This is a genomic window from Nocardioides cavernaquae, from assembly GCF_003600895.1.
Lineage (GTDB): Bacteria > Actinomycetota > Actinomycetes > Propionibacteriales > Nocardioidaceae > Nocardioides > Nocardioides cavernaquae.
Genome location: NZ_QYRP01000002.1, coordinates 1,762,818 through 1,782,930 on the forward strand (window position 1 = coordinate 1,762,818; position 20,113 = coordinate 1,782,930).

The window sequence follows — 20,113 nt, forward strand, 5'->3', positions numbered from 1 at the left end:
GTCAATAGCGTTGCTGAACGAGATTCAGTAAGGTGGGACACATGAGCACCCGCATCCGCCTCTCGCCGGAGGACCGCCGCGCGCAGCTGATCGCGCTCGGGGTGGAGCTCATCGCGACCCGCACCCTCGACGAGGTGTCGATCGACCTGCTCGCGGAGGAGGCCGGCGTCTCGCGGGGGTTGCTCTACCACTACTTCGGCGGCAAGCAGGAGTTCCTCCTCGCGGTCCTGCGGCACATGGCGGACGAGCTCTTCCTCGCGACCGCCCCGGTCGACCACCCCGACCTCGTGCACCGGTTGCGGGTCTCGCTGGTGAACTACCTCGGCTTCGTGCGCGACCACCACACGGCGTACCTCTCCTTCATGCAGACGGCCCGAGGGGGCAGCAGCCCCGAGGTCCGGGCGATCTACGAGGACGGGCGCGGTGCGCTCACCGACCGCATCTTCGACTCGGCCACGGCCGACGAGCTCGCCGTCTTCGGCATCGCCGACACCCCGAGCAGCCGGCTCTTCGCCCGCGGCTGGAGCGCGATGGTGGAGGACGTCCTGATGGCCTGGCTGGACGATGCCCGCGGCCTCACCGAGGACGAGCTGATCGACTCGCTGACCTTCTCCCTCGGCGGGGTCCTCGGCGTCGTCGCGCGCTGATTCCCCAAACCTGCCTGCGGGCCCGGCCCGAGGGTTACATTTTCCGGGTCCGTTTCGCATCTCGGGGGAAATGACATGACCTTCACGCTTCCGCGCGCACACGTAGCGCTCGCTCTCGGGCTGTTGATCGCAGTCCTCGGACTGCCGACCGCAGCGCACGCCACGGATGTGCCGCCGCCGGAGGTCGCCTGGCCGTCGGTCACCCGCTTCAACCCCACGCTGACGACGTACACGTTCACGGTCGACGACACGGCGGCCAGCGACAGCGGCGACCTTTACGCCGTGTGGGGCCTCGAGCGGAGCCTGATCCCGCACCAGGGCGAGTTCACGATGACGTTCGCTGAGGACGGCTGGAACCGCATCGAGGTCGAGCGCTGCGTGGCCGAGGTGTGCACCCCGACCGGCGTCACCTCCGACCTGCTGAACGTTCGTCGCTCAGCTGTCGTCTCGGCCCACACGGTCGAGGGGTTGTCGCGGGAGCTCACCGTCACGGCCGGCTACAGCATCGACCTCGAGGGCAGCCTCGAGTCGGGGCGCTGGTGGGTCACGACCGCCGGCGGTGGTCCCGAGGTCGTCTCCGGGCCCCTGACGACGAACCAGTTCCAGGTCGCGCTTCCCGAGGGGACCCCCGACGGTGAGTACCTGATCTGGGCGGAAGGGATCGTCAACACCGCCGACTACGGCACCCTCGTGGCAGCGCCGTTCTCCACGCAGTTCACGATCGACCGCACAGCAGCGACGGCCGCAGTGTCGATCCCCACCATCTTCAACCCGGCGGTCGACGGCTACCGGGACGTCCTGCGTTACACGGTCACCCCGAACGAGCACATGGGGAGTGTCGAGGCACAGGTCTTCGGACCCACTGGCGCGGAGTGGACCTGGCCTGCGGCGATGGTGGCCGGGGCAGGCGAGACGGTGGCGTTCGACTGGGACGGACGCTCGGCGTTCAACGGCTCGCTCGCGCCCGAGGGCACGTACACCGTCCGCATCTCGCTGCTCGACGCAGCCGGCAACACCTCGACCATCAACCGGTTCGTCACCCTGGACCATGCCCGGCTGCAGACCCGCACCTTCCGGCGCACGGTGAGTGCGGCCGGGTCGACTGTCGACAAGCACGTCGGACGCTGCTCGGTGCTGCGCCGCCCGTCACTTCGCGGCTGGGCCGGGTCGCTCGGCTACTACTCCAACAAGCGTTGCCGCGCAGGCTCCGCGGCATCCCAGGTCACGACCGTCAACGGGCTCCTCGTTCCGAAGGCCTTCCAGGGGAAGTACAAGACCCTGTCGATCTCGACCTACGGCGGAGCGGCGCGCGGCTACCCGCGCAGCGGTCTCGGGTTCGGCATCCTCCGGGCCTCGGACGACTCCCTGGTGGGGTTGCGCCGACTCGGCCCTGCGCTCGGGGCCCACTCCGGCGGCAGCTTCGCCGCGAGCGGTCTCGTCCACGGCAAGTCCACGACTCCGGCGGTGTTCTGGGCGGCAGGCACCGGCGGCGGCCAGCGCTACGACGTCAAGAACTTCACGGTCACGCTGACCTACACCGTCCTCGCCTGACGCACCGCCTGACCCGCCGCCGGCACGCGGTGCGGGTGGCCACCGGGCATGCGGGAGAATGGGCGACGTTGTGTCCGAGCCCTTGAAGATCACCTATCCCGACCTGCCGGTCAGTGCGCGCCGCGATGACATCGCCGCGGCCATCCGTGACCACCAGGTCGTCGTCGTCGCGGGCGAGACCGGGTCGGGCAAGACCACCCAGCTGCCGAAGATCTGCCTCGAGCTCGGCCGCGGGCTCGGCGGCCGCGAGGGCAAGCTGATCGGCCACACGCAGCCGCGCCGCATCGCTGCGCGCTCAGTGGCCGAGCGCATTGCCTCGGAGCTCGGCACCGAGCTTGGTGACACCGTCGGCTACCAGGTCCGGTTCACCGACCGCACCTCGCGCGAGAGCCGGGTCAAGCTGATGACCGACGGCATCCTGCTCGCCGAGCTGCAGCGCGACCGCAAGCTGCTGAAGTACGACACGATCATCATCGACGAGGCGCACGAGCGGTCGCTCAACATCGACTTCATCCTCGGCTACCTCAAGCGGCTGCTGCCGCAACGGCCGGACCTCAAGGTCATCGTCACGTCGGCGACGATTGACGTCGACCGCTTCGCCGCGCACTTCGCCGACGCACGCACGGGCACGCCTGCGCCGGTCGTCGAGGTCTCGGGTCGCACCTATCCGGTCGAGGTCCGCTACCGCCCGTTGATGGAGCTGCCGGAGGACGACGAGGACGGCGAAGCCGTTGTCCGGGACCAGACCGAGGCCATCGTCGACGCGGTCAAGGAGCTCTCCGCCGAGGGCCCCGGCGACGTGCTCGTCTTCCTGCCCGGAGAGCGCGAGATCCGGGACACCGCCGACGCGCTGAACACCGCCTTCGGCATCACCAAGGGCGATCGTCGCGGCCTGCTCGAGATCGTGCCGCTCTACTCGCGGCTGTCGGCAGCCGAGCAGCACAAGGTCTTCTCGTCGCACACCGGTCGCCGCGTCGTACTCGCGACCAACGTCGCCGAGACCTCACTGACCGTCCCCGGCATCCGGTACGTCGTCGACTCCGGCGTCGCGCGCATCTCGCGCTACTCGGCCCGCACCAAGGTGCAGCGGCTGCCGATCGAGCCCATCTCCCAGGCTTCCGCGAACCAGCGGTCCGGCCGCTGCGGCCGCGTCGAGGCGGGCATCGCGATCCGGCTCTACTCGGAAGAGGACTTCGAGGGCCGGCCGGAGTTCACCGATCCCGAGATCCTGCGCACCAACCTGGCCAGCGTCATCCTCCAGATGGCGTCGCTCAGCCTCGGCGACATCGCGCGCTTCCCGTTCGTCGAGCCGCCGGACAAGCGCAACATCCAGGCCGGCGTCCAGCTCCTCGAGGAGCTCGGCGCGCTGGGGTCCGGTGACGCCACGCGCCCCGGTCCACGCCTGACCCAGCTCGGGCGTCGCCTCGCGCGGATGCCGATCGACCCCCGCCTGGGCCGCATGGTGCTCGAGGCGGAGAAGCTCGGCTGCGCGCGCGAGGTCATCGTGATCGCTGCAGCGCTCTCGCTGCAGGACCCGCGTGAGCGTCCCGGCATGGATCGCCCGGCCGAGCAGGCTCGAGCCGACCAGCTGCATGCCCGGTTCAAGGCGGAGGGCAGCGACTTCCTCGCGTGGCTCAACCTCTGGCGCCACATCAAGGACCAGCAGCGCGACCTCTCCAGCAGCGCCTTCCGGCGGATGTGCCGCGATGAGTTCCTCAACTACCTGCGCGTGCGCGAGTGGCAGGAGTTCGAGTCGCAGCTGCGTGCGGTCTGCAAGGAGATGAAGTTCGACGTCGGAGTGCCCGCTGACAGCCCCGATGCCGACGGCATCCACCAGGCACTGCTGTCCGGGCTCCTCTCGCACATCGGCGCGCTCGAGGAGCGCGACAAGCCCCGCCCAGGCAGCCCTGCAAGCAAGGGACGCCCGGGACCACGCGAGTACCTCGGCGCCCGCGGCACCAAGTTCGCGATCTTCCCCGGCAGCGGCCTCAAGGGCACCAGCCCACAGTTCCTGATGGCCGGCGAGCTGGTCGAGACCGGCCGCCTGTGGGCTCGGCAGAACGCCGCCATCAAGCCTGAGTGGGCCGAGCGCCTCGGCGAGCACCTGGTCAAGCGCAGCTACTCCGAGCCGCACTGGAGCCGCAAGCGCGCCTCGGTGATGGCCGTCGAGAAGGTCACCCTGTACGGCGTCCCGCTGGTCGCCGACCGCCCGGTCAACTACGGCCGCATCGACCCCGAGCTCGCGCGCGAGCTCTTCATCCGGCACGCGCTCGTCTATGGCGAATGGGCGACCCGCCACCGCTTCATGGCCGACAACGCCAGGCTGCTCGAGGAGGCCGAAGAGCTCGAGCACCGGGCCCGCCGCCGCGACATCGTGGTGGATGAGCACACGCTCTTCGACTTCTACGACGCCCGGGTCGGTGCCGGCTGCGTCAGCGGTGCGCACTTCGACCGGTGGTGGAAGGACGAGCGGCGCAAGCGTCCCGACCTGCTCACCTTCGACCCGTCGATGCTCACCCACGACACTGTCGAAGAGATCGAGGCCGGAGACTTCCCGACGCTGTGGCGTGCCGACGGCACGTACGACGAGGGCCTTACCTTCCCGATCAGCTACCACTTCGAGCCCGGCGCAGCCGCCGACGGACTGACCATCGAGGTGCCTCTGGCGACGCTCAACCGGGTCGAGGCCGACCAGTTCAGCTGGCTCGTGCCGGGCCTGCGCGAAGAGCTCGTCACCTCGCTGATCCGCAGCTTGCCCAAGAACCTCAGGGTCAACTTCGTGCCCGCGCCCAACCACGCGCGCGCGTTCCTCGAGCACGTCCCGGCAGGGGAGGAGCCCCTCCTCGAGGCGCTCGAGCGCCACTTCCGCTCGACCACCGGCGTCGTCGTGCCGCGGACGGCCTGGGACTGGTCCAAGGTGCCCGAGCACCTGCGTCCGACTTTCCGTGTCGTCGATGAGCAGGGCCGTGAGCAGGGCGCCGGCAAGGACCTCGAGGCGCTGAAGGCACCGCTGCGACCCAAGTTCGCCCGCGCGATCGCGGAGGTCGCCGCCGAGTCCGGCGTCAGCGTCACCGGCCAGACCACCTGGGCCTTCGACACCATCGAGAAGTCGTTCACGCAGACCCGCGCAGGCCATGAGGTCAGGGGCTTCCCGGCCCTCGTCGACGAGGGCAGCACGGTCGGCCTGCAGGTCTTCGGCTCCGAGGACGAGCAGCTCGCACGCCACCGCCTGGGAGTGCGACGCCTGCTGCTGCTCGGGCTGCCCGATCCGGGCAAGGAGCTGATGCACGGATTCGGTAACGCCGAGAAGCTCGCCCTCGCCGGATCGCCCTATCCCACCGTCGCCGAGCTGCTCGAGGACTGCCGGGCAGCCGTGTTCCAGCAGGCGATCGATGCCCGACCGCCGGTGCGCTCGCCGGAGGACTTCGCCGCGCTCAAAGACGCTGCGCGCACTGACCTGACCGGCCACGTGGGGGCGGTGCTCGCGGACGTGATGCGGGTGCTGGAGGTGTCGCGGACAGTGGATCGACTCCTCTCCGGTCGTGCGGACATGACCACCCTGCCCGCGCTCGCCGACATGAAGGCCCAGCTCGAGCGCCTTGTCCACAGGGGCTTCGTGGGCGAGTTCGGCGCTGCCCGCCTGCGGCGTACTCCGGTCCATCTCCGCGCCCTCGAGTACCGCCGCGAGCGCCTGGACTCCCAGGTCGCGAAGGACCGTCAGCTGATGGACCAGATCGGCGAGCTCCAGGAGGCACACCTGAACCGCCTCGCGGCGCTGCCCGCAGGCAGGCCGCCCGGCGAGGACCTTCGCCAGGTCGGCTGGATGCTCGAGGAGTACCGGATCTCGCTCTGGGCCCAGCAACTCGGCACGGCGTTCGCGGTCAGTGACGCCCGGATCCGCAAGGCACTCGGCTAACCTCGCGTCAACGATCCCGGGGGAGCGAAGCATGGCGGTGTTCACGTTCCATCTCGCGGAGCTCCCTTCCCGGACCACGGCGCGAGCGTTGGTCCGCCCACCGGTTCCGGGCACCACGGAGGGCCTCAGGCATGCCGAGTGCCTGGCGATGATGACGCTCGGCTCGCCGACGTTCTCCACCGAACGCATGCAGCTCGGTCGGCTGGCGCTCTTCGCCGCCTGGGACGACGAGGACGCGATCGACCGCTTCCTCGACCACGACCGGCTCGGCCGCCGGCTCGCCGATGGCTGGCACGTGCGGCTGGAGTTCCTCCGGAAGTACGGCGACGTCGCCTGTCTTCCTGACCTCCCGACCAAAGCAGGCAGCTGGGATCCCGAGGAGCCGGTCGTCGCGGTGACCCTGGCTCGGCTCTCCCTCGGAAACCTGCCCCGCTTCCTGAAGTGGGGCAAGCCCGTCGAGCGGCTGGTCGCCGACCACCCGGCGACCACGCTGGCGCTCGCAGCCATGCGGCCGCCCGGCAACTTCTCGACCTTCTCGGTCTGGCGGTCCGTGCGCGAGATGACCGAGATGGTGCACGGCCGCAGCGACGTACCCGACGCACGGCGACATGCCGCGGCAATGGAGGAGCAGCGCCGCAGGGACTTCCACCGCGAGTCGACGTTCATGCGCTTCCGGCCGTTGTCGGAGCACGGCGAGTGGCAGGGCCGGACGGGGATCGTGCCGGGCCTCGCCTGAAGGCTCAGGCCAGGTTGCCGTGCAGCTCGAGGTGCGCAGCGGCCTCGAGCTGCTCGCTCAGGAGCAGCATGCGCGAATGCTCCGGATGTCCGACGTGGGCCCGGCCCACGGCCACGACCCGGGCGAACGCCGCGGCCCGCAGGAGGACGTCGGCGAAGTCGCCCGTCGCGATCCCGCTGAGGACCGCATCGATCATCGCGATCACCTGGTCCGGCCCCGGCGGGTCGGCAACTCCCGCCACCACGCGCGCGACCTGGGCGGTTGCCCGCCCCTCCTCGAACTGGGCGGCGACCTCGGCCGGCATGCCGTGCACCCAGGCCCTGAGCAGGTAGAGCCGCCACAGGCAGCCGGCCAGCGAATCGGCCGGAGCGCCTGACCACAGGTCGGCGAGCGTCTCCAGCCCCTCGGTCTCGGCGAGGTGCAGCACGCGCTGCGCGGTCTCGGTGTCGCCGCTGGAGCGGGCGCCGCGGACCAGCAACGTTGCTGCGCGATCAGCGGCCTCCGACACCAGTGCCGGGTCGGACCCGCCCTCGAGCGATGCGAAGTAGGCATCGCCCGGCGTCATCGGCCGGTGGTGGTCGCGGGTCATCCTGCGAGCCTAGTCCGACTCATCGCGGACAACCGCGCGTCGGCGGATCAGGCCAGCGCGCGGTCGAGTGCTGCGGTGACGTGCAGGGTGGTGCACGGGAACAGCGGCAGGTCGACGTCGGCCTGCTTGACCAGGAGCTCCAGCTCGGTGCAACCGAGGATCACACCGCCGGCGCCTGCGTCGTACAGGTCGTCGATGACCGAGATGACGCTGCGGCGCGAGGAGTCGAGCACCTTGCCGTGCACGAGCTCGTCGTAGATGACCCGGTTGAGCTCGGCGTGCTGCCGCTCCTCGGGGACGACGACCTCGATGCCGTGCGAGGCGATCCGGTCGGTGAAGAAGGTGCGACCCATGGCGAAGCTGGTGCCGAGCAGGGCCACCTTCGAGATGCCCTGTTCCTTCACCGCGGCAGCGACCACGTCGGCGAGGTGCACCAGCGGGATGTCGACGGCGGCCTCGACCTGCTCGGCGACGCGGTGGAACGTGGTGGTGCAGAGCATCAGGAAGTCAGCACCGGCAGCCTCGACACCGCGTGCCGCAGCGGCCACGATCTCGGCGACCTCGTCCCAGCGCTCCTGCTCCTGCAGCGCAGTGACCTCGGCGAACTCGACGGATGCCATCACCGTCTTCGCCGAGTGCAATCCGCCCAGGCGTTCTTCGACGCCGACGTTCAGCAGCTTGTAGTACGCCGCGCTGGACTCCCAGCTCATGCCCCCGACAAGTCCGATGGTCTGCATGGCGGGAGTCTGTCAGATCTGCGCTGCGCGCTCACGTGGTGACCCGAAGAAACCGAGTGACGGACTGCACAGCGACACAGGCAAGGCTTACCTAATACACTTCGTTAGTGTCCGTTATCCACCCGTCTGACCTGCCGCTCTGGTCGACGCCTCTCGTCGACCGCCTGGCTGCGTTCGGGGGACGGACCGCGCTCCTCGGGACCGGCGCGAAGAACGGCATGACGTACGCCGAGCTGGCCGCGCGCGTGCACGACGTCGCGGGCCGCCTCGGCACTGCCCGCCGGCTGGTCCTGATCGAGGCCGGGAACGACGCCGAGACCCTGATCGCCCACCTCGGTGCGCTGGCTGCCGGGTGCCCCGTGCTCCTCACCGGGCCCGGTGCTCCCCGCGATGCCCTCGTCGCGGCGTACGACCCCGATGTGGTCGTCACCGCCGGCGACCTGGACGAGCGGCGTGCGGACACGACGCACGACCTCCACCCTGATCTGGCCCTGCTGCTCTCGACCTCGGGCAGCACGGGTTCGCCCAAGCTGGTGCGGCTGTCCCGGCGCAACGTGATCAGCAACGCACGGGCCATCGCCGACTACCTCGGCATCCGCGACACGGATGTCGCTGCCACGACCCTGCCGGTCCACTACTGCTACGGACTCAGCGTCGTGCACAGCCACCTCGTGGCTGGCGCATCGGTCCTGCTGACCGACCGCTCGGTGACCGACCCGGAGTTCTGGACAGAAGCGCGCGCCCACGGTGTGACGACGTTCCCCGGTGTCCCGCACACCTTCGACCTGCTGGAGCGCAGCGGCTTCACCGGCGCAGAGCTGCCGACGCTGCGCTACCTCACCCAGGCGGGTGGCCGTCTGGCCCCCGACGCCGTCCGCCGCCATGCCCTGCGCGGCCGCGAGCAGGGCTGGGACCTCGTCGTCATGTACGGCGCCACCGAGGCCACCGCACGCATGGCCTTCCTGCCGCCCGTGCTCGCGGCGGAGGCGCCCGGCACCATCGGCATCCCGATCCCCGGCGGCTCGCTGAGCGTCGACCCGATCGACGGCCTCCAGGACCCCGACGTGGGTGAGCTGGTCTACCGGGGCGACAACGTGATGCTCGGCTACGCGGAGTCGCCGGCCGACCTGGCGCTCGGTCGCACGGTCCACGAGCTGCGCACCGGCGACCTGGGCCGCCAGCGCGACGACGGCCTCTTCGAGATCGTGGGCCGGCGCTCGCGGATCGCCAAGGTCTTCGGTCTCCGCGTCGACCTCGACCGCGTGGAGCGCGTTCTCGCTGCCCGTGGCGTCATCGCGGCCGCAGCCGACGGCGGCGATGCGCTCGTCCTCGCCGTGGCAGCCGGTGCTGCTCCTGTCGACGCGGCGTCGGTCCTCGCGGTGGTCCGCGAGGAGTTCGGCCTCACGCCTTCAGGGGTCCGGTTGCTGACGCCCGCCGACCTGCCGCGCCTGGCCAGCGGCAAGGTGGACTACCGCGCCATCACCGACGCCAGTTTCACCGGCCAGCCGGTGAATCGGGCACATGTAGTGGCGCGCACCGCACAACAACTGCCCGACTCGCGCGCGAAGTACGCCGAGCCGGTCACCCCCGACGCCGTGGCCGCGCTGTTCGCTGTCCTGCTCGGCCGGCCCGACGCCACGCCACAGCACTCCTTCCGGGCGCTCGGCGGCGACTCGCTCTCCTACGTCGAGGCCAGCCTCCGGCTCGAGGAGCTGCTCGGCACCCTTCCGTCGGACTGGACCCGCAAGAGCGCTGCGGAGCTCGCCGGGCACGCCCGGCCGGCGCACGAGCGGCGCGCCCGCAACAGCCGCGCGACCCGCTTGTTCGGCCGTGTGCGGTCGGTGGAGACCAGTGTGCTGCTCCGTGCGGTGGCCATCGTGTCCATCGTGGGCAGCCACGCGAATCTCTTCGTGCTGCTCGGCGGCGCGCACACCCTCTTCGCGGTCCTCGGCTTCAACTTCGCCCGCTTCCACGCCGACCTGCCGCGGCCCGATCGCACCCGCGCCGTGCTGCGCAGCGTCAGCCGGATCGCGCTTCCCGCCATGGTCGTGATCGGCGCGGTCTCCCTCTACCAGCCCGAGCTCGGCTGGCGACAGGTCCTGCTGCTCAACTGGCTGCTCGGGCCGGAGCACTGGACCAATCCCCAGTGGCGCTACTGGTTCATCGAGGTCGCCCTCCTGCTGATGCTGGCGGCGGCCGCGCTCCTCGTCGTACCCACGCTGGACCGGCTCTCGCGCCGCTACGCCTTTGGGTTCCCGATCGCGCTCGCCGCCCTCGGCCTGGTGCCGCGCTTCGTCCTGCGCGTTCAGGACAGCCTCGGCGATGTCGACCAGCGCCATGTCGTCCTGGGGCCGATCGATTTCGGAGGCGGCGACTTCCTGCACCAGGCGCACACCGTCTTCTTCGTCTTCGCGCTCGGCTGGGCGGCGGCGCGCGCCAGCAACCACTGGCAGCGGCTGCTGGTCTCGGCGCTCGCGCTGGTGAGCCTCTGGGGCTACTTCGAGCACGAGCCCGCGCGCGACGCCTACGTCGCCATCGGCATCCTGCTGCTGACCTGGGTTCCCCAGATCCGGGTGCCCGCGAGGATGGCGGCCCTGGCCGGGCTCCTGGCGTCGGCATCGATGTGGATCTACCTGGTCCACTGGGAGATCTACCCGCACCTCGAGCACCGGATCCCGGTGCTGGCGACCCTGCTCTCGCTGGTCGCGGGTGTGCTCGCCTGGCGCGCCTGGACCCACGTCGAGGCGCGGGCGCGTCGGCGCACCTCCTGACCTCTGCCCGATACTGGGTGGGCCATGGACCGATACGTACTCACTCTTCACTGCCCCGACCAGCCCGGGATCATCCGCGCCTTCGCCGAGGGCGTCGTGCAGGCGCAGGGAAACATCGTCGACAACATGCAGTACACCGACCCCGAGACGGGATCGTTCAGCATGCGCACGGAGTTCGACTCGCCGCTCGGTGACCTCGACCTGGTTCGCGCGGTCCTCGAGACCGCCCTCGCGGCGTACGACGCGGTGATCACGCTGCGTCTGCAGACCCAGCGTCGACGTGCGCTGATCATGGTCAGCAAGACCGACCACTGCCTGTTGGACCTGCTCTACCGCTGGGAGAACGGAGAGCTGCCGGTCGACATCCCGGTGGTTGTGTCCAACCATGACGACCTGCGGCCGATCGTCGAGCGCCACGGGCTGACGTTCGTGCACCTCCCGGTGACGGCTGCGACCAAGGCCGCCGCCGAGGCCCGGCTGTTGGCCCTCGTCGAGGAGCACGCCATCGACTTCGTCGTCCTCGCGCGCTACATGCAGGTGCTCTCGGACAACCTGTGCAGCCAGCTCCCGGGTCGGATCATCAACATCCACCACTCCTTCCTGCCGGGCTTCAAGGGCGCGAAGCCGTATCACCAGGCGCACGCGCGCGGAGTGAAGCTGATCGGAGCGACGGCCCACTACGTGACCGCCGACCTGGACGAGGGCCCGATCATCGAGCAGGACGTCGTCCGGGTGACGCACACCTACACCGCCCAGCAGCTCGTTGCGCACGGGCGCGATGTCGAGCGCCTCGTGCTTTCCCGGGCCGTCCGCCGTCATGCCGAGGACCGGGTCCTGATGGTCGGTGTCCGGACCATCGTCTTCGACTGATCCCTCCCCGCCGAAGGGTCAGGTTTGGCGCGCCGAGCCGTCAACACTGGCGCCGCGGGCCATCAACCGTGGCGCACGGGGAATGCCCGGGCCCCACTGTTCGTTGTCGCCGGTGGAGCATCGGGACCGGACAGGAAGGCGGGAGGTGGCAGAGTTGGATCGCATCGCGATGATCAGCATGCACACCTCGCCGCTCGATCAGCCCGGCACCGGCGACGCCGGCGGCATGAACGTCTACGTCATCGAGCTCGCCCGTCGTCTCGCCGACCGCGGCATCGGCGTCGACATCTTCACCCGGGCCACCTCGAGCCGGGCGCCGCAGATCGTCGAGGCCGGCGACCGGATCCTCGTGCGCAACGTCCACGCGGGCCCGTTCGAGGGCCTCGGCAAGACCGAGCTCCCCGGCCAGATGTGCACCTTCGCCCGCGAGGTCATGCGCGCCGAGGCAGGCCAGCGCCCGGGCACCTACGCCGCGATCCACTCGCACTACTGGCTCTCGGGCCAGGTCGGAGCGCTCGCCCGCGACCGCTGGGGCGTCCCGCTGGTCCACTCGATGCACACGATGGCCAAGGTCAAGAACGAGGCACTCGCCGAGGGCGACACCCCCGAACCCGTCGCCCGCGTCATCGGCGAGGAGCAGGTGGTCGAGGCCGCCGACATGCTCATCGCCAACACCGACATCGAGGCCAAGCAGCTCATCAACCTGTACGACGCGGAGCCCGGCCGCGTCGAGGTGGTCAACCCCGGCGTCGACCTCGACGTCTTCCGCCCGCTGGACAAGAGTGTTGCGCGCGCCCGGCTCGGGCTGCCGCGCGACGCCCATGTGCTCCTCTTCGCTGGCCGCATCCAGCCGCTGAAGGCTCCTGACGTGCTGCTGCGTGCGGTCGCCGTGCTCCTCGACGAGGACCCGTGCCTGCGGTCCCGCCTGGTGGTGCCGGTCGTGGGCGGCCCGTCCGGCTCTGGTCTCGAGCACCCCACCGCCCTCGCCGACCTCGCTCGCGACCTGCGCATCGATGACGTCGTCCGCTTCGTGCCGCCGGTGCTCCAGTCCGAGCTCGCGGTGTGGGCGGCTGCCGCCACGCTGGTCGCGGTCCCGTCCTACAACGAGTCCTTCGGGCTGGTGGCGGTCGAGGCGCAGGCCACCGGCACCCCGGTCATCGCTGCCGACGTCGGCGGCCTGCCGACCGTCGTACGCCACGGGCACTCGGGCCTGCTCGTCCCCACGCACGACCCCCGCCACTGGGCTGCGGCGATCCGCCGCGTCATCGAGGATCCGGTCCTCGCACTGAACCTCTCGATCGGCGCACTCGAGCAGGCGCGACACTTCTCCTGGGAACGAACCGCGGAACGCACGCTCGAGACCTACGAGCAGGCCGCCCGCCTGATGCGCGAGGAGCTCAGAGTCTGATGAACGGCACTGTCCGATGAGCACCGATCCGGCCGGCGACCTGCACAACGCCATTCCCGACGAGGCGGCCAAGGTCGTCCGGGCCTGGCTCGACGACAACGACATCGCCTACGACGAGCAGCAGCCCGGCCAGATCTCCTTCGCGCTCCCGGGCGAGAAGAAGCTCCAGACGCCGGTCCGCCTCGACGTCAGCACGCACGCGCTCGGCATCCACGCCTTCGTCTGTCGCAACCCCGACGAGAACCACCAGGTCGTCTACCGCTGGCTGCTGGAGAAGAACCTCCGCCTGTACGCCGTGGCGTTCGCCGTCGACAAGGACGGCGACATCTACCTCGACGCGCGCCTGCCGCTCTCGAGCGTGACCGCCGATGACCTCGACCGCATCCTCGGCACCGTGCTGAGCGTCGCGGACAACAGCTTCAACACGATCCTCGAGCTGGGGTTCGCCTCCTCCATCCGCAAGGAGTGGGAGTGGCGGATCAGCCGCGGCGAGTCGACGAAGAACCTCGAGGCGTTCCGCGGCTGGCTCGAGCGGGACGCCCCGACGTCCTGAGGCCCTTACAGCCCCATGTCCTTGGCGATGATCGTCTTCATGATCTCCGAGGTGCCGCCGTAGATGCGGTTGACCCGGTTGTCGGCGTAGAGCCGCGCGATCGGGTACTCGTTGATGAAGCCGTAGCCACCGTGCAGCTGCAGGCAGCGGTCGATGACCCGATGGGCCACCTCGGTGCAGAACAGCTTGGCGGAGGCGGCTTCCGCCGGCGTCAGCTCCCCGGCGTCGAGGGCCTCGAGGGCCCGGTCGGCCACGGCCTCGGCAGCGTCGACCTCTGCCTTGCAGGCGGCGAGCTCGAACTTGGTGTTCTGGAACGACGCCACCGGCTTGCCGAAGACGACCCGCTGCTGGACGTACTCCTGCGCGAAGCGCACCGCCGCGGCCGCCTGGGCGTAGGCGCCGTGGGCGATGCCCCAGCGCTCGGACGGGAGGTTGCTGCCGAGGTAGGAGAAGCCCTTGTCCGCCTCGCCGAGCAGGTCCTCGACCGGCACCTTGACGTCGACGAACGAGAGCTCGGCGGTGTCGGAGGTGCGCAGGCCGAGCTTGTCGAGCTTGCGACCGACCGTGTAGCCGGGCGACGAGGTGTCGACGCCGAAGAGCGAGATGCCGAACCGTCGGTCGTCCTCGCGAGGAGCGCTCGTGCGGGCACAGACGATGACCCGGTCGGCGTGGACGCCACCGGTGATGAAGGTCTTGGCGCCGTTGAGGACGTAGTGCGTGCCGTCCTCGGACAGCTTCGCGGTCGAGCGCATCCCGGCCAGGTCGGAGCCCGTGCCGGGCTCGGTCATCGCGAGCGCCCACATCTCCTCGCCGGTGACGAACTTCGGCAGGTAGCGCTTCTTCTGCTCCTCGGTGCCGAGCATCAGCAGGTAGGGCAGCGCGAGCAGCACGTGAACGCCGGACCCGCCGAAGGAGACACCCGCGCGCGAGGTCTCCTCGTACTGGATGGCGGTGAACTTGTGGGAGTCCAGCCCGGCGCCGCCGTACTCCTCGGGGACGCTGATGCCGAACAGGCCGAGCTCGCCGAGCTTGGCGTAGAGCTCACGCGGCACGATGCCTGCGGCGAACCACTCGTCGTAGTGGGGGACGACCTCGGCTGCGATGAACGAGCGGAGGGTCTGGCGGAAGGACTCGTGGTCCTCGTCGAAGACAGAACGGCGCATGGTTCAGGTCTACACCCTCGCCATGCGCCGCCGTGTCAGAGGTGCCGTGTCAGAGGTCGAGCTTGTAGCCCAGACCGCGCACGGTGACGAGGAACTTCGGCTCGCCCGGGTCGGGCTCGAGCTTCGCGCGCAGGCGCTTGACGTGTACGTCGAGGGTCTTGGTGTCGCCGACGTAGTCGGAGCCCCAGACCCGGTCGATCAGCTGCCCGCGGGTGAGAACGCGGCCCGGGTTTCGCAGGAACATCTCGAGGAGCTCGAACTCCTTGAGCGGCAGCCGCGTGTCGATGCCGTCGACGGTCACGACGTGGCGCTCGACGTCCATGCGGACCGGTCCGGCCTCGAGCGTCTGCGGCGCGAGGTCGGGCTCGACGCCGCGGCGCAGGACGGCGCGGATGCGCGCGACCAGCTCACGGGGGGAGTAGGGCTTGGTGACGTAGTCGTCGGCGCCCAGCTCGAGGCCCACCACCTTGTCGACCTCGTCGTCCTTGGCGCTCACCATGATCACCGGGACGGAGGAGGTCTGCCGGATCTGGCGGCACACCTCGGTGCCGGGCAGGCCGGGCAGCATCAGGTCGAGCAGCACGATGTCCGCACCGTTGCGGTCGAACTCCGTGATCGCGTCGTTGCCGTTGGTGGCGACGGCGACCTCGAAACCCTCCTTGCGCAGCATGTAGGTGAGAGCGTCGATGTAGCTCTCTTCATCCTCTACGACGAGTACGCGGGTCATGAACTCTCCTCCGAGAGGTTGGCAACGGAGCGGGGGAGGGTCAGGGTGAAGGTCGATCCCTGGCCCTCGACGGACCACACGCGGACTTCTCCGCCGTGGGTGGCAGCGACGTGCTTGACGATGGACAGGCCGAGGCCGGTGCCACCGGTGGAGCGGTGCCGGGCCGGGTCGACCCGGTAGAACCGCTCGAAGATGCGGTCCAGGTCGTCGGCCGGGATGCCGATGCCCTGGTCGGTCACGGCGATCTCGACGGTGTCATCGAGCCCGCGCACCCCGACGAGGACGGAGGAGCCCTCGCGGGAGTAGGCGACCGCGTTGGCGACGAGGTTGCTGACCGCGATGGTGAGCTGCTCCTGGCTGCCGCTGAGGAAGAGGCCGGCCTCGCCGCCGGGAACCACGGTGATGCCCTTGGCCTGCGCGTCGATCGCGCTGGTGTCGATGGCGACGGCCACGACCTCGTCGACGGCCACCGGCTTGGGCTGCGCGACCGGCTCGTCGCCCTGGAGTCGGGAGAGGTCGATGATCTGCTGGACGAGGTGGGTCAGGCGGTCGCTCTCCTTGAGCATGCGCCCGGCGAACCGCTCCACGGCCTCCGGGTCGTCGGAGGCGTCGTGGACGGCCTCGCTGAGCAGCCGGATGGCACCGACCGGGGTCTTGAGCTCGTGGCTCACGTTCGCGACGAAGTCGCGTCGGATCGAGTCGACCCGACGCTCGCGGGTGCGGTCCTCGACCAGCGCCAGGACCAGGCGTGACCCGAGGGGCGCGACGCGGGCGGTCACGTGGCGGGGCTGGGCGCCGGACGTGCGCAGCTGGAGCTCGGTCTCGCGGATCTGGCCGTCGCGGCGTACCTTGCGCACGAGGCCGGCCAGCTGCTCGTCAGCGACCTCGTTGCGATGCACGAGTCCGAAGGCGTACGCCGGGGCGGAGGCCTTGAGGACGACGTCGTTCTCGTCGACCACGACGGCGCTTGCGCGCAGCACCGAGAGGACCGACGAGATGCCGGCCGGCATCGCGGGCACCACCGGGGCAGGCGCGCGGCGCTGAAGCCGGTCGCTGAAGTGCCACGCGAGGACACCGCCACCACCGACGGCGAGTCCCGCGAGGGCAGCGAGAAGCGCCTGAAGCGTCGGAGTCACGCTGCGATCGTACGCACGGAGTCACCCGGCGTTGGCCATCCAGACGCCCCACCACCAAGATTTCGCCAGCAGTTCACGCCTCGGCACTTGCCGGACACCTGACGCCGATCGGTGTACCTCGGTAGGTTCGGACCATGCGTGATGCCTACTCCGACCAGCTCGACGCCATCTTCGACGACCTTGCCACCATTGCCAGCGATGTGAAGGTCGCCGTCGCGCGAGCGACGACCGCGCTGCTGACCGGTGACGCCGTGGTCGCCGAACAGGTGATCAGCGCCGATGTCGTGATCGACACCCGCCGTGAGCGGGTCGAGGACCGGTCCTTCAGCCTGCTCTCCCTGCAGCAGCCGGTTGCCGGCGACCTCCGCACGATCGTCGCCGCGCTGCGCATGGTGGCCGATCTCGAGCGCGCGGGCGACCTGGCCGTCCACGTCGCCAAGATCGCACGCCTCCGGGTGCCCGGCATTGCCGTCCCGGAGGACGTGCGGCCGATGGTGCAGCGCATGGCCGAGATCGCTGAGGAGATGGTCGGCCGCACCGCGCGGATCATCGCCGAGCGCGACATCGACGGCGCCACGGCCCTTGCCAAGGTCGAGGACGAGATGGACAACCTGCGCGCCCAGATGCTGCGGGACCTGCTGGGCTCCGACTGGAGCCACGGCGTCGAGTCTGCCGTCGACCTTGCCCTGCTGGGGCGCTACTACGAGCGCATCGGTGACCACGCGGTCTCGGTTGCCAACCGGGTCGTGTACGTCGTGACCGGGGTCCGTCCCTCCCGCGACTGAACGTCGACACGGCGCGACTTCGCCGTCGACATGGCGCAAACTTGGCGTCGACACGGCGCAAACTTGGCGTCGACACGGCGCAAACTTGGCGTCGACACGGCGCAACGTGGGCAGCTTGCGGGCGGCTGCGGCAGGGCAACACCGTCGCTGTCGGCGCGACAGACTCGCTTGCCTCGTTGCGGCCCCAGTCGCAGCCGACTTTTGCGCTCCTCGCGCTGCCCCGCCTCCGCCGCTCTGCACGTACGGGCACCCGCCGTTCCGGGCCGGGTGGAAATGCAGCGACCGGCTGGGCGCTTGGAGCACCAGCCGGTCGTTTGCTTGCTGCTCTGTGTCAGCGGCCCTGGTTGGCGACTGCGGCGGCAGCAGCGGCAGCGGCCTCGGGGTCGAGGTACTCACCGCCGGGAACGAGCGGCTTGAGCGACTCGTCGAGGCGGTAGACCAGCGGCTGACCGGTGGGGATGTTCAACGCTGCGATGTCGGAGTCGGAGATCCCGTCGAGGTGCTTGACCAGTGCACGCAGCGAGTTGCCGTGGGCCGTGACGAGCACGGTCTTGCCCGCCTTGAGGTCGGGCACGATCGCCTCTTCCCAGTAGGGAACCAGGCGGGCGACGACGTCCTTCAGGCACTCGGTGCGCGGAACGTCGATGTCGGCGTAGCGCGGGTCACCGACCTGGGAGAACTCGTCGTCGTCGGCAAGCGGCGGTGGCGGGACGTCGTACGAACGACGCCAGAGCTGGAACTGCTCGTCGCCGAACTTCTGCAGGGTCTCCTTCTTGTTCTTGCCCTGCAGGGCGCCGTAGTGGCGCTCGTTGAGCCGCCAGTCGCGGCGGACCGGAATCCAGTGCCGCTCGGCGGTGTCGAGCGCGATGTTCGCGGTGTTGATCGCGCGTCGCTGGAGCGAGGTGTGGACCACATCGGGGAGAACCCCGGCCTCGACCAGCAGGTTGCCGCCGTTGACGGCCTCCTCGCGACCCTTGTCGGTGAGGTTGACGTCGACCCATCCGGTGGAGAGGTTGAGCGCGTTCCACTCGCTCTCGCCGTGGCGGAGCAGGATGAGCGTGTAGGTCATCAGTGACCCTCGCTCGTGCCGTGCTCCTCGGTGTGCCCGGCCTCGACAGCGGGGTCGGCGGGACCGTTCTGGTCGGCGAACTGGCTGCCGGCGATGTTCGCGACGACCGGGACCTTCAGCGTGACGCTCTTCGCGTTGGCGAAGTCGAACTCGACCTTCACCTCGTCGCCCAGCTCGAAGTCACCGCTCACGACGATGCCGGGGACGGCCTCGGTGATGGCGGCGGTCTTGGCGGCGAGCACCACGAACCCGCCCGACGGGACGGTCACCGCAGACTTGACCTTGCCGGTCACGTCGCCGCCGACGGCGACGAGCTCGTCGTCCTCGTTGGCAGTCGAGCCGGCGGCCACGACCTCGTTGTTGACCAGGGTCACGACGAGGGTGCCCTCGCCGGGGTGAGCCTCGTTGGCCACGATCACCGCGTTGAGCACGTCGACGCGCGAGCCGCGGTCGTTGGTGCCCACGGCCGGCGTGTAGATCGCGTCCGTGGGGTGGGTCGTGCACGAAGCGAGAGTGGGAGCGGCGAGCAGGAGCGCGCCGATGCCCAGCAGGCGCGAGGTCCGGTTGCTGATCAGCATCGATGTGGCCTTCGTCAGTGTCGTCAGTGCGGGGACAGCCTAGGGCATGTCGTCGGTCAGCGACTCACTCCGAGTGTGAGGCCCGAGACGAGCATCGCGACGGCGATCACGCCCGTGTAGACGGAGGCGAGGACGAGCAGCCGCGGAGCCCCGGTGCGCAGGGCAAGGGTGAGGGGGAAGTGCCGGATCCCGTCCTTGTTGTCGTCCACCAGGCCAGGCAGTGAGGTGAGCACGTGGATGCCGATGCCGAGCAGCGCGGAGAGCAGCGTGAGGACGATGCTGGGCGCCTCTCCGATGGTGCCGTTGGGGGCTCCCCCATAGGACAGGAAGGCGGGCCAGAGCGCGAAGCTGGCCATCCACATCAGGTACGAGAAGCGAGTACGACGCAGGACGCCGGAGTTCGCCACGAGGGCGATGCCGAGCAGCATCAGGTGGCTCGATCCGGCCACGACACCGTTGGCCACGGACAGCGGCACGACGAGCAGCACGGCACAGATCAGCGCGAACCACACCTGACCGTGCTCGACCTGGCCCTGGGCGATCGGCTTCCCGGTGCGCTGGAGTCGACGGTCACGCTGCACGTCGAGCAGGTCGTTGTGCCAGCCGAGGATGGCCTGTCCGACGAGGACGGCGGCGAAGACAATTCCCGCCTGGCTGAGCGGACGCCCGGTGAGAGCGGCCGCGACCGCGACGACGATGGCCGTGATGAGTGCCTGACGCGGGTGGCTCGCGCGGACCAGTGTCACGGGCAGGCTGCGTCCGAGATCGACGCGGGTGGCCCTCCGGAGTCCGTGCAGGCGCGGCGGCCGGGGAACGCGAGGGACACGGGGGCGGGGCAGGGACTTCGCGGACATGCCTTGCAGTATCGACCACACGG

The 20,113-nt window shown here is 69.9% G+C and carries 17 protein-coding genes; 9 read left to right on the forward strand and 8 right to left on the reverse strand.

Annotated elements, in window-relative coordinates:
- Positions 1 to 41: 41 nt before the first annotated feature.
- From D4739_RS08655 to D4739_RS08670, 4 genes are all read left to right on the forward strand, one after another.
- Positions 42 to 647, forward strand: coding sequence for a TetR/AcrR family transcriptional regulator (locus tag D4739_RS08655; RefSeq protein WP_120060248.1), 606 nt, complete (start codon positions 42 to 44; stop codon positions 645 to 647).
- Between the two features lie 75 nt (positions 648 to 722).
- A complete protein-coding gene (locus D4739_RS08660) occupies positions 723 to 2,198 on the forward strand; it encodes a flagellar hook assembly protein FlgD (protein ID WP_120060249.1) in 1,476 nt (491 codons plus the stop codon).
- A gap of 58 nt (positions 2,199 to 2,256) precedes the next feature.
- Positions 2,257 to 6,114, forward strand: coding sequence for an ATP-dependent RNA helicase HrpA (gene hrpA, locus D4739_RS08665; RefSeq protein WP_120060250.1), 3,858 nt, complete (start codon positions 2,257 to 2,259; stop codon positions 6,112 to 6,114).
- A 31-nt stretch (positions 6,115 to 6,145) separates the two neighbouring features.
- Entirely contained in the window at positions 6,146 to 6,850 is a 705-nt protein-coding gene (locus D4739_RS08670; RefSeq protein WP_120060251.1) for a hypothetical protein, read from the forward strand.
- 4 nt (positions 6,851 to 6,854) lie between these two features.
- Here the strand turns inward: D4739_RS08670 and D4739_RS08675 are convergent, their stop codons facing one another.
- Both D4739_RS08675 and D4739_RS08680 read right to left on the reverse strand, forming a co-directional pair.
- Positions 6,855 to 7,439, reverse strand: coding sequence for a hypothetical protein (locus D4739_RS08675; RefSeq protein WP_120060252.1), 585 nt, complete (start codon positions 7,437 to 7,439; stop codon positions 6,855 to 6,857).
- A 47-nt stretch (positions 7,440 to 7,486) separates the two neighbouring features.
- A complete protein-coding gene (locus D4739_RS08680) occupies positions 7,487 to 8,176 on the reverse strand; it encodes an aspartate/glutamate racemase family protein (RefSeq protein ID WP_120060253.1) in 690 nt (229 codons plus the stop codon).
- Positions 8,177 to 8,283: 107 nt separating this feature from the next.
- On the opposite strand from D4739_RS08680, the gene D4739_RS08685 reads away from it, so the two are divergent.
- From D4739_RS08685 to D4739_RS08700, 4 genes are all read left to right on the forward strand, one after another.
- Entirely contained in the window at positions 8,284 to 10,947 is a 2,664-nt protein-coding gene (locus D4739_RS08685) for an AMP-binding protein (protein ID WP_120060254.1), read from the forward strand.
- Between the two features lie 24 nt (positions 10,948 to 10,971).
- Positions 10,972 to 11,817, forward strand: coding sequence for a formyltetrahydrofolate deformylase (gene purU, locus D4739_RS08690; RefSeq protein ID WP_120060255.1), 846 nt, complete (start codon positions 10,972 to 10,974; stop codon positions 11,815 to 11,817).
- Positions 11,818 to 11,962: 145 nt separating this feature from the next.
- The gene (gene mshA, locus D4739_RS08695) at positions 11,963 to 13,225 is read left to right on the forward strand and encodes a D-inositol-3-phosphate glycosyltransferase (RefSeq protein WP_420799017.1); all 1,263 of its coding nucleotides are present in this window, start codon (positions 11,963 to 11,965) and stop codon (positions 13,223 to 13,225) included.
- A gap of 16 nt (positions 13,226 to 13,241) precedes the next feature.
- On the forward strand, positions 13,242 to 13,778 hold the full coding sequence (locus tag D4739_RS08700) for a type III secretion system chaperone family protein (RefSeq protein ID WP_182920353.1): 537 nt from the start codon (positions 13,242 to 13,244) through the stop codon (positions 13,776 to 13,778).
- A gap of 5 nt (positions 13,779 to 13,783) precedes the next feature.
- Here the strand turns inward: D4739_RS08700 and D4739_RS08705 are convergent, their stop codons facing one another.
- The 3 genes from D4739_RS08705 to D4739_RS08715 are packed head-to-tail and all read right to left on the reverse strand — an operon-like array spanning position 13,784 to position 16,804.
- Positions 13,784 to 14,941, reverse strand: coding sequence for an acyl-CoA dehydrogenase family protein (locus D4739_RS08705; protein WP_120060257.1), 1,158 nt, complete (start codon positions 14,939 to 14,941; stop codon positions 13,784 to 13,786).
- Positions 14,942 to 14,990: 49 nt separating this feature from the next.
- Entirely contained in the window at positions 14,991 to 15,668 is a 678-nt protein-coding gene (locus D4739_RS08710) for a response regulator transcription factor (RefSeq protein WP_120060258.1), read from the reverse strand.
- On the reverse strand, positions 15,665 to 16,804 hold the full coding sequence (locus D4739_RS08715) for a sensor histidine kinase (protein WP_120060259.1): 1,140 nt from the start codon (positions 16,802 to 16,804) through the stop codon (positions 15,665 to 15,667). The genes D4739_RS08710 and D4739_RS08715 overlap by 4 nt, the downstream gene beginning before the upstream one ends.
- Positions 16,805 to 16,938: 134 nt before the next feature.
- Between D4739_RS08715 and phoU the strand changes: the two genes are divergently transcribed.
- Complete coding sequence (gene phoU / locus D4739_RS08720; RefSeq protein WP_120060260.1) at positions 16,939 to 17,589, forward strand: phosphate signaling complex protein PhoU; 651 nt, start codon at positions 16,939 to 16,941, stop codon at positions 17,587 to 17,589.
- Between the two features lie 331 nt (positions 17,590 to 17,920).
- Here phoU and D4739_RS08725 read toward each other — a convergent pair whose 3' ends face one another.
- From D4739_RS08725 to D4739_RS08735, 3 genes are read right to left on the reverse strand one after another with little or no spacing between them, the layout of a single operon-like run.
- Entirely contained in the window at positions 17,921 to 18,658 is a 738-nt protein-coding gene (locus D4739_RS08725; RefSeq protein ID WP_182920354.1) for a phosphoglyceromutase, read from the reverse strand.
- Positions 18,658 to 19,236, reverse strand: a complete 579-nt coding sequence (locus D4739_RS08730) for a hypothetical protein (RefSeq protein WP_120060262.1) — start codon at positions 19,234 to 19,236, stop codon at positions 18,658 to 18,660. The genes D4739_RS08725 and D4739_RS08730 overlap by 1 nt, the downstream gene beginning before the upstream one ends.
- Before the next feature lie 56 nt (positions 19,237 to 19,292).
- Positions 19,293 to 20,090 carry a UbiA family prenyltransferase gene (locus D4739_RS08735; RefSeq protein WP_120060263.1) on the reverse strand — a complete coding sequence of 266 codons (798 nt, stop codon included), beginning with the start codon at positions 20,088 to 20,090 and terminating at the stop codon, positions 19,293 to 19,295.
- Positions 20,091 to 20,113 lie beyond the last annotated feature (23 nt).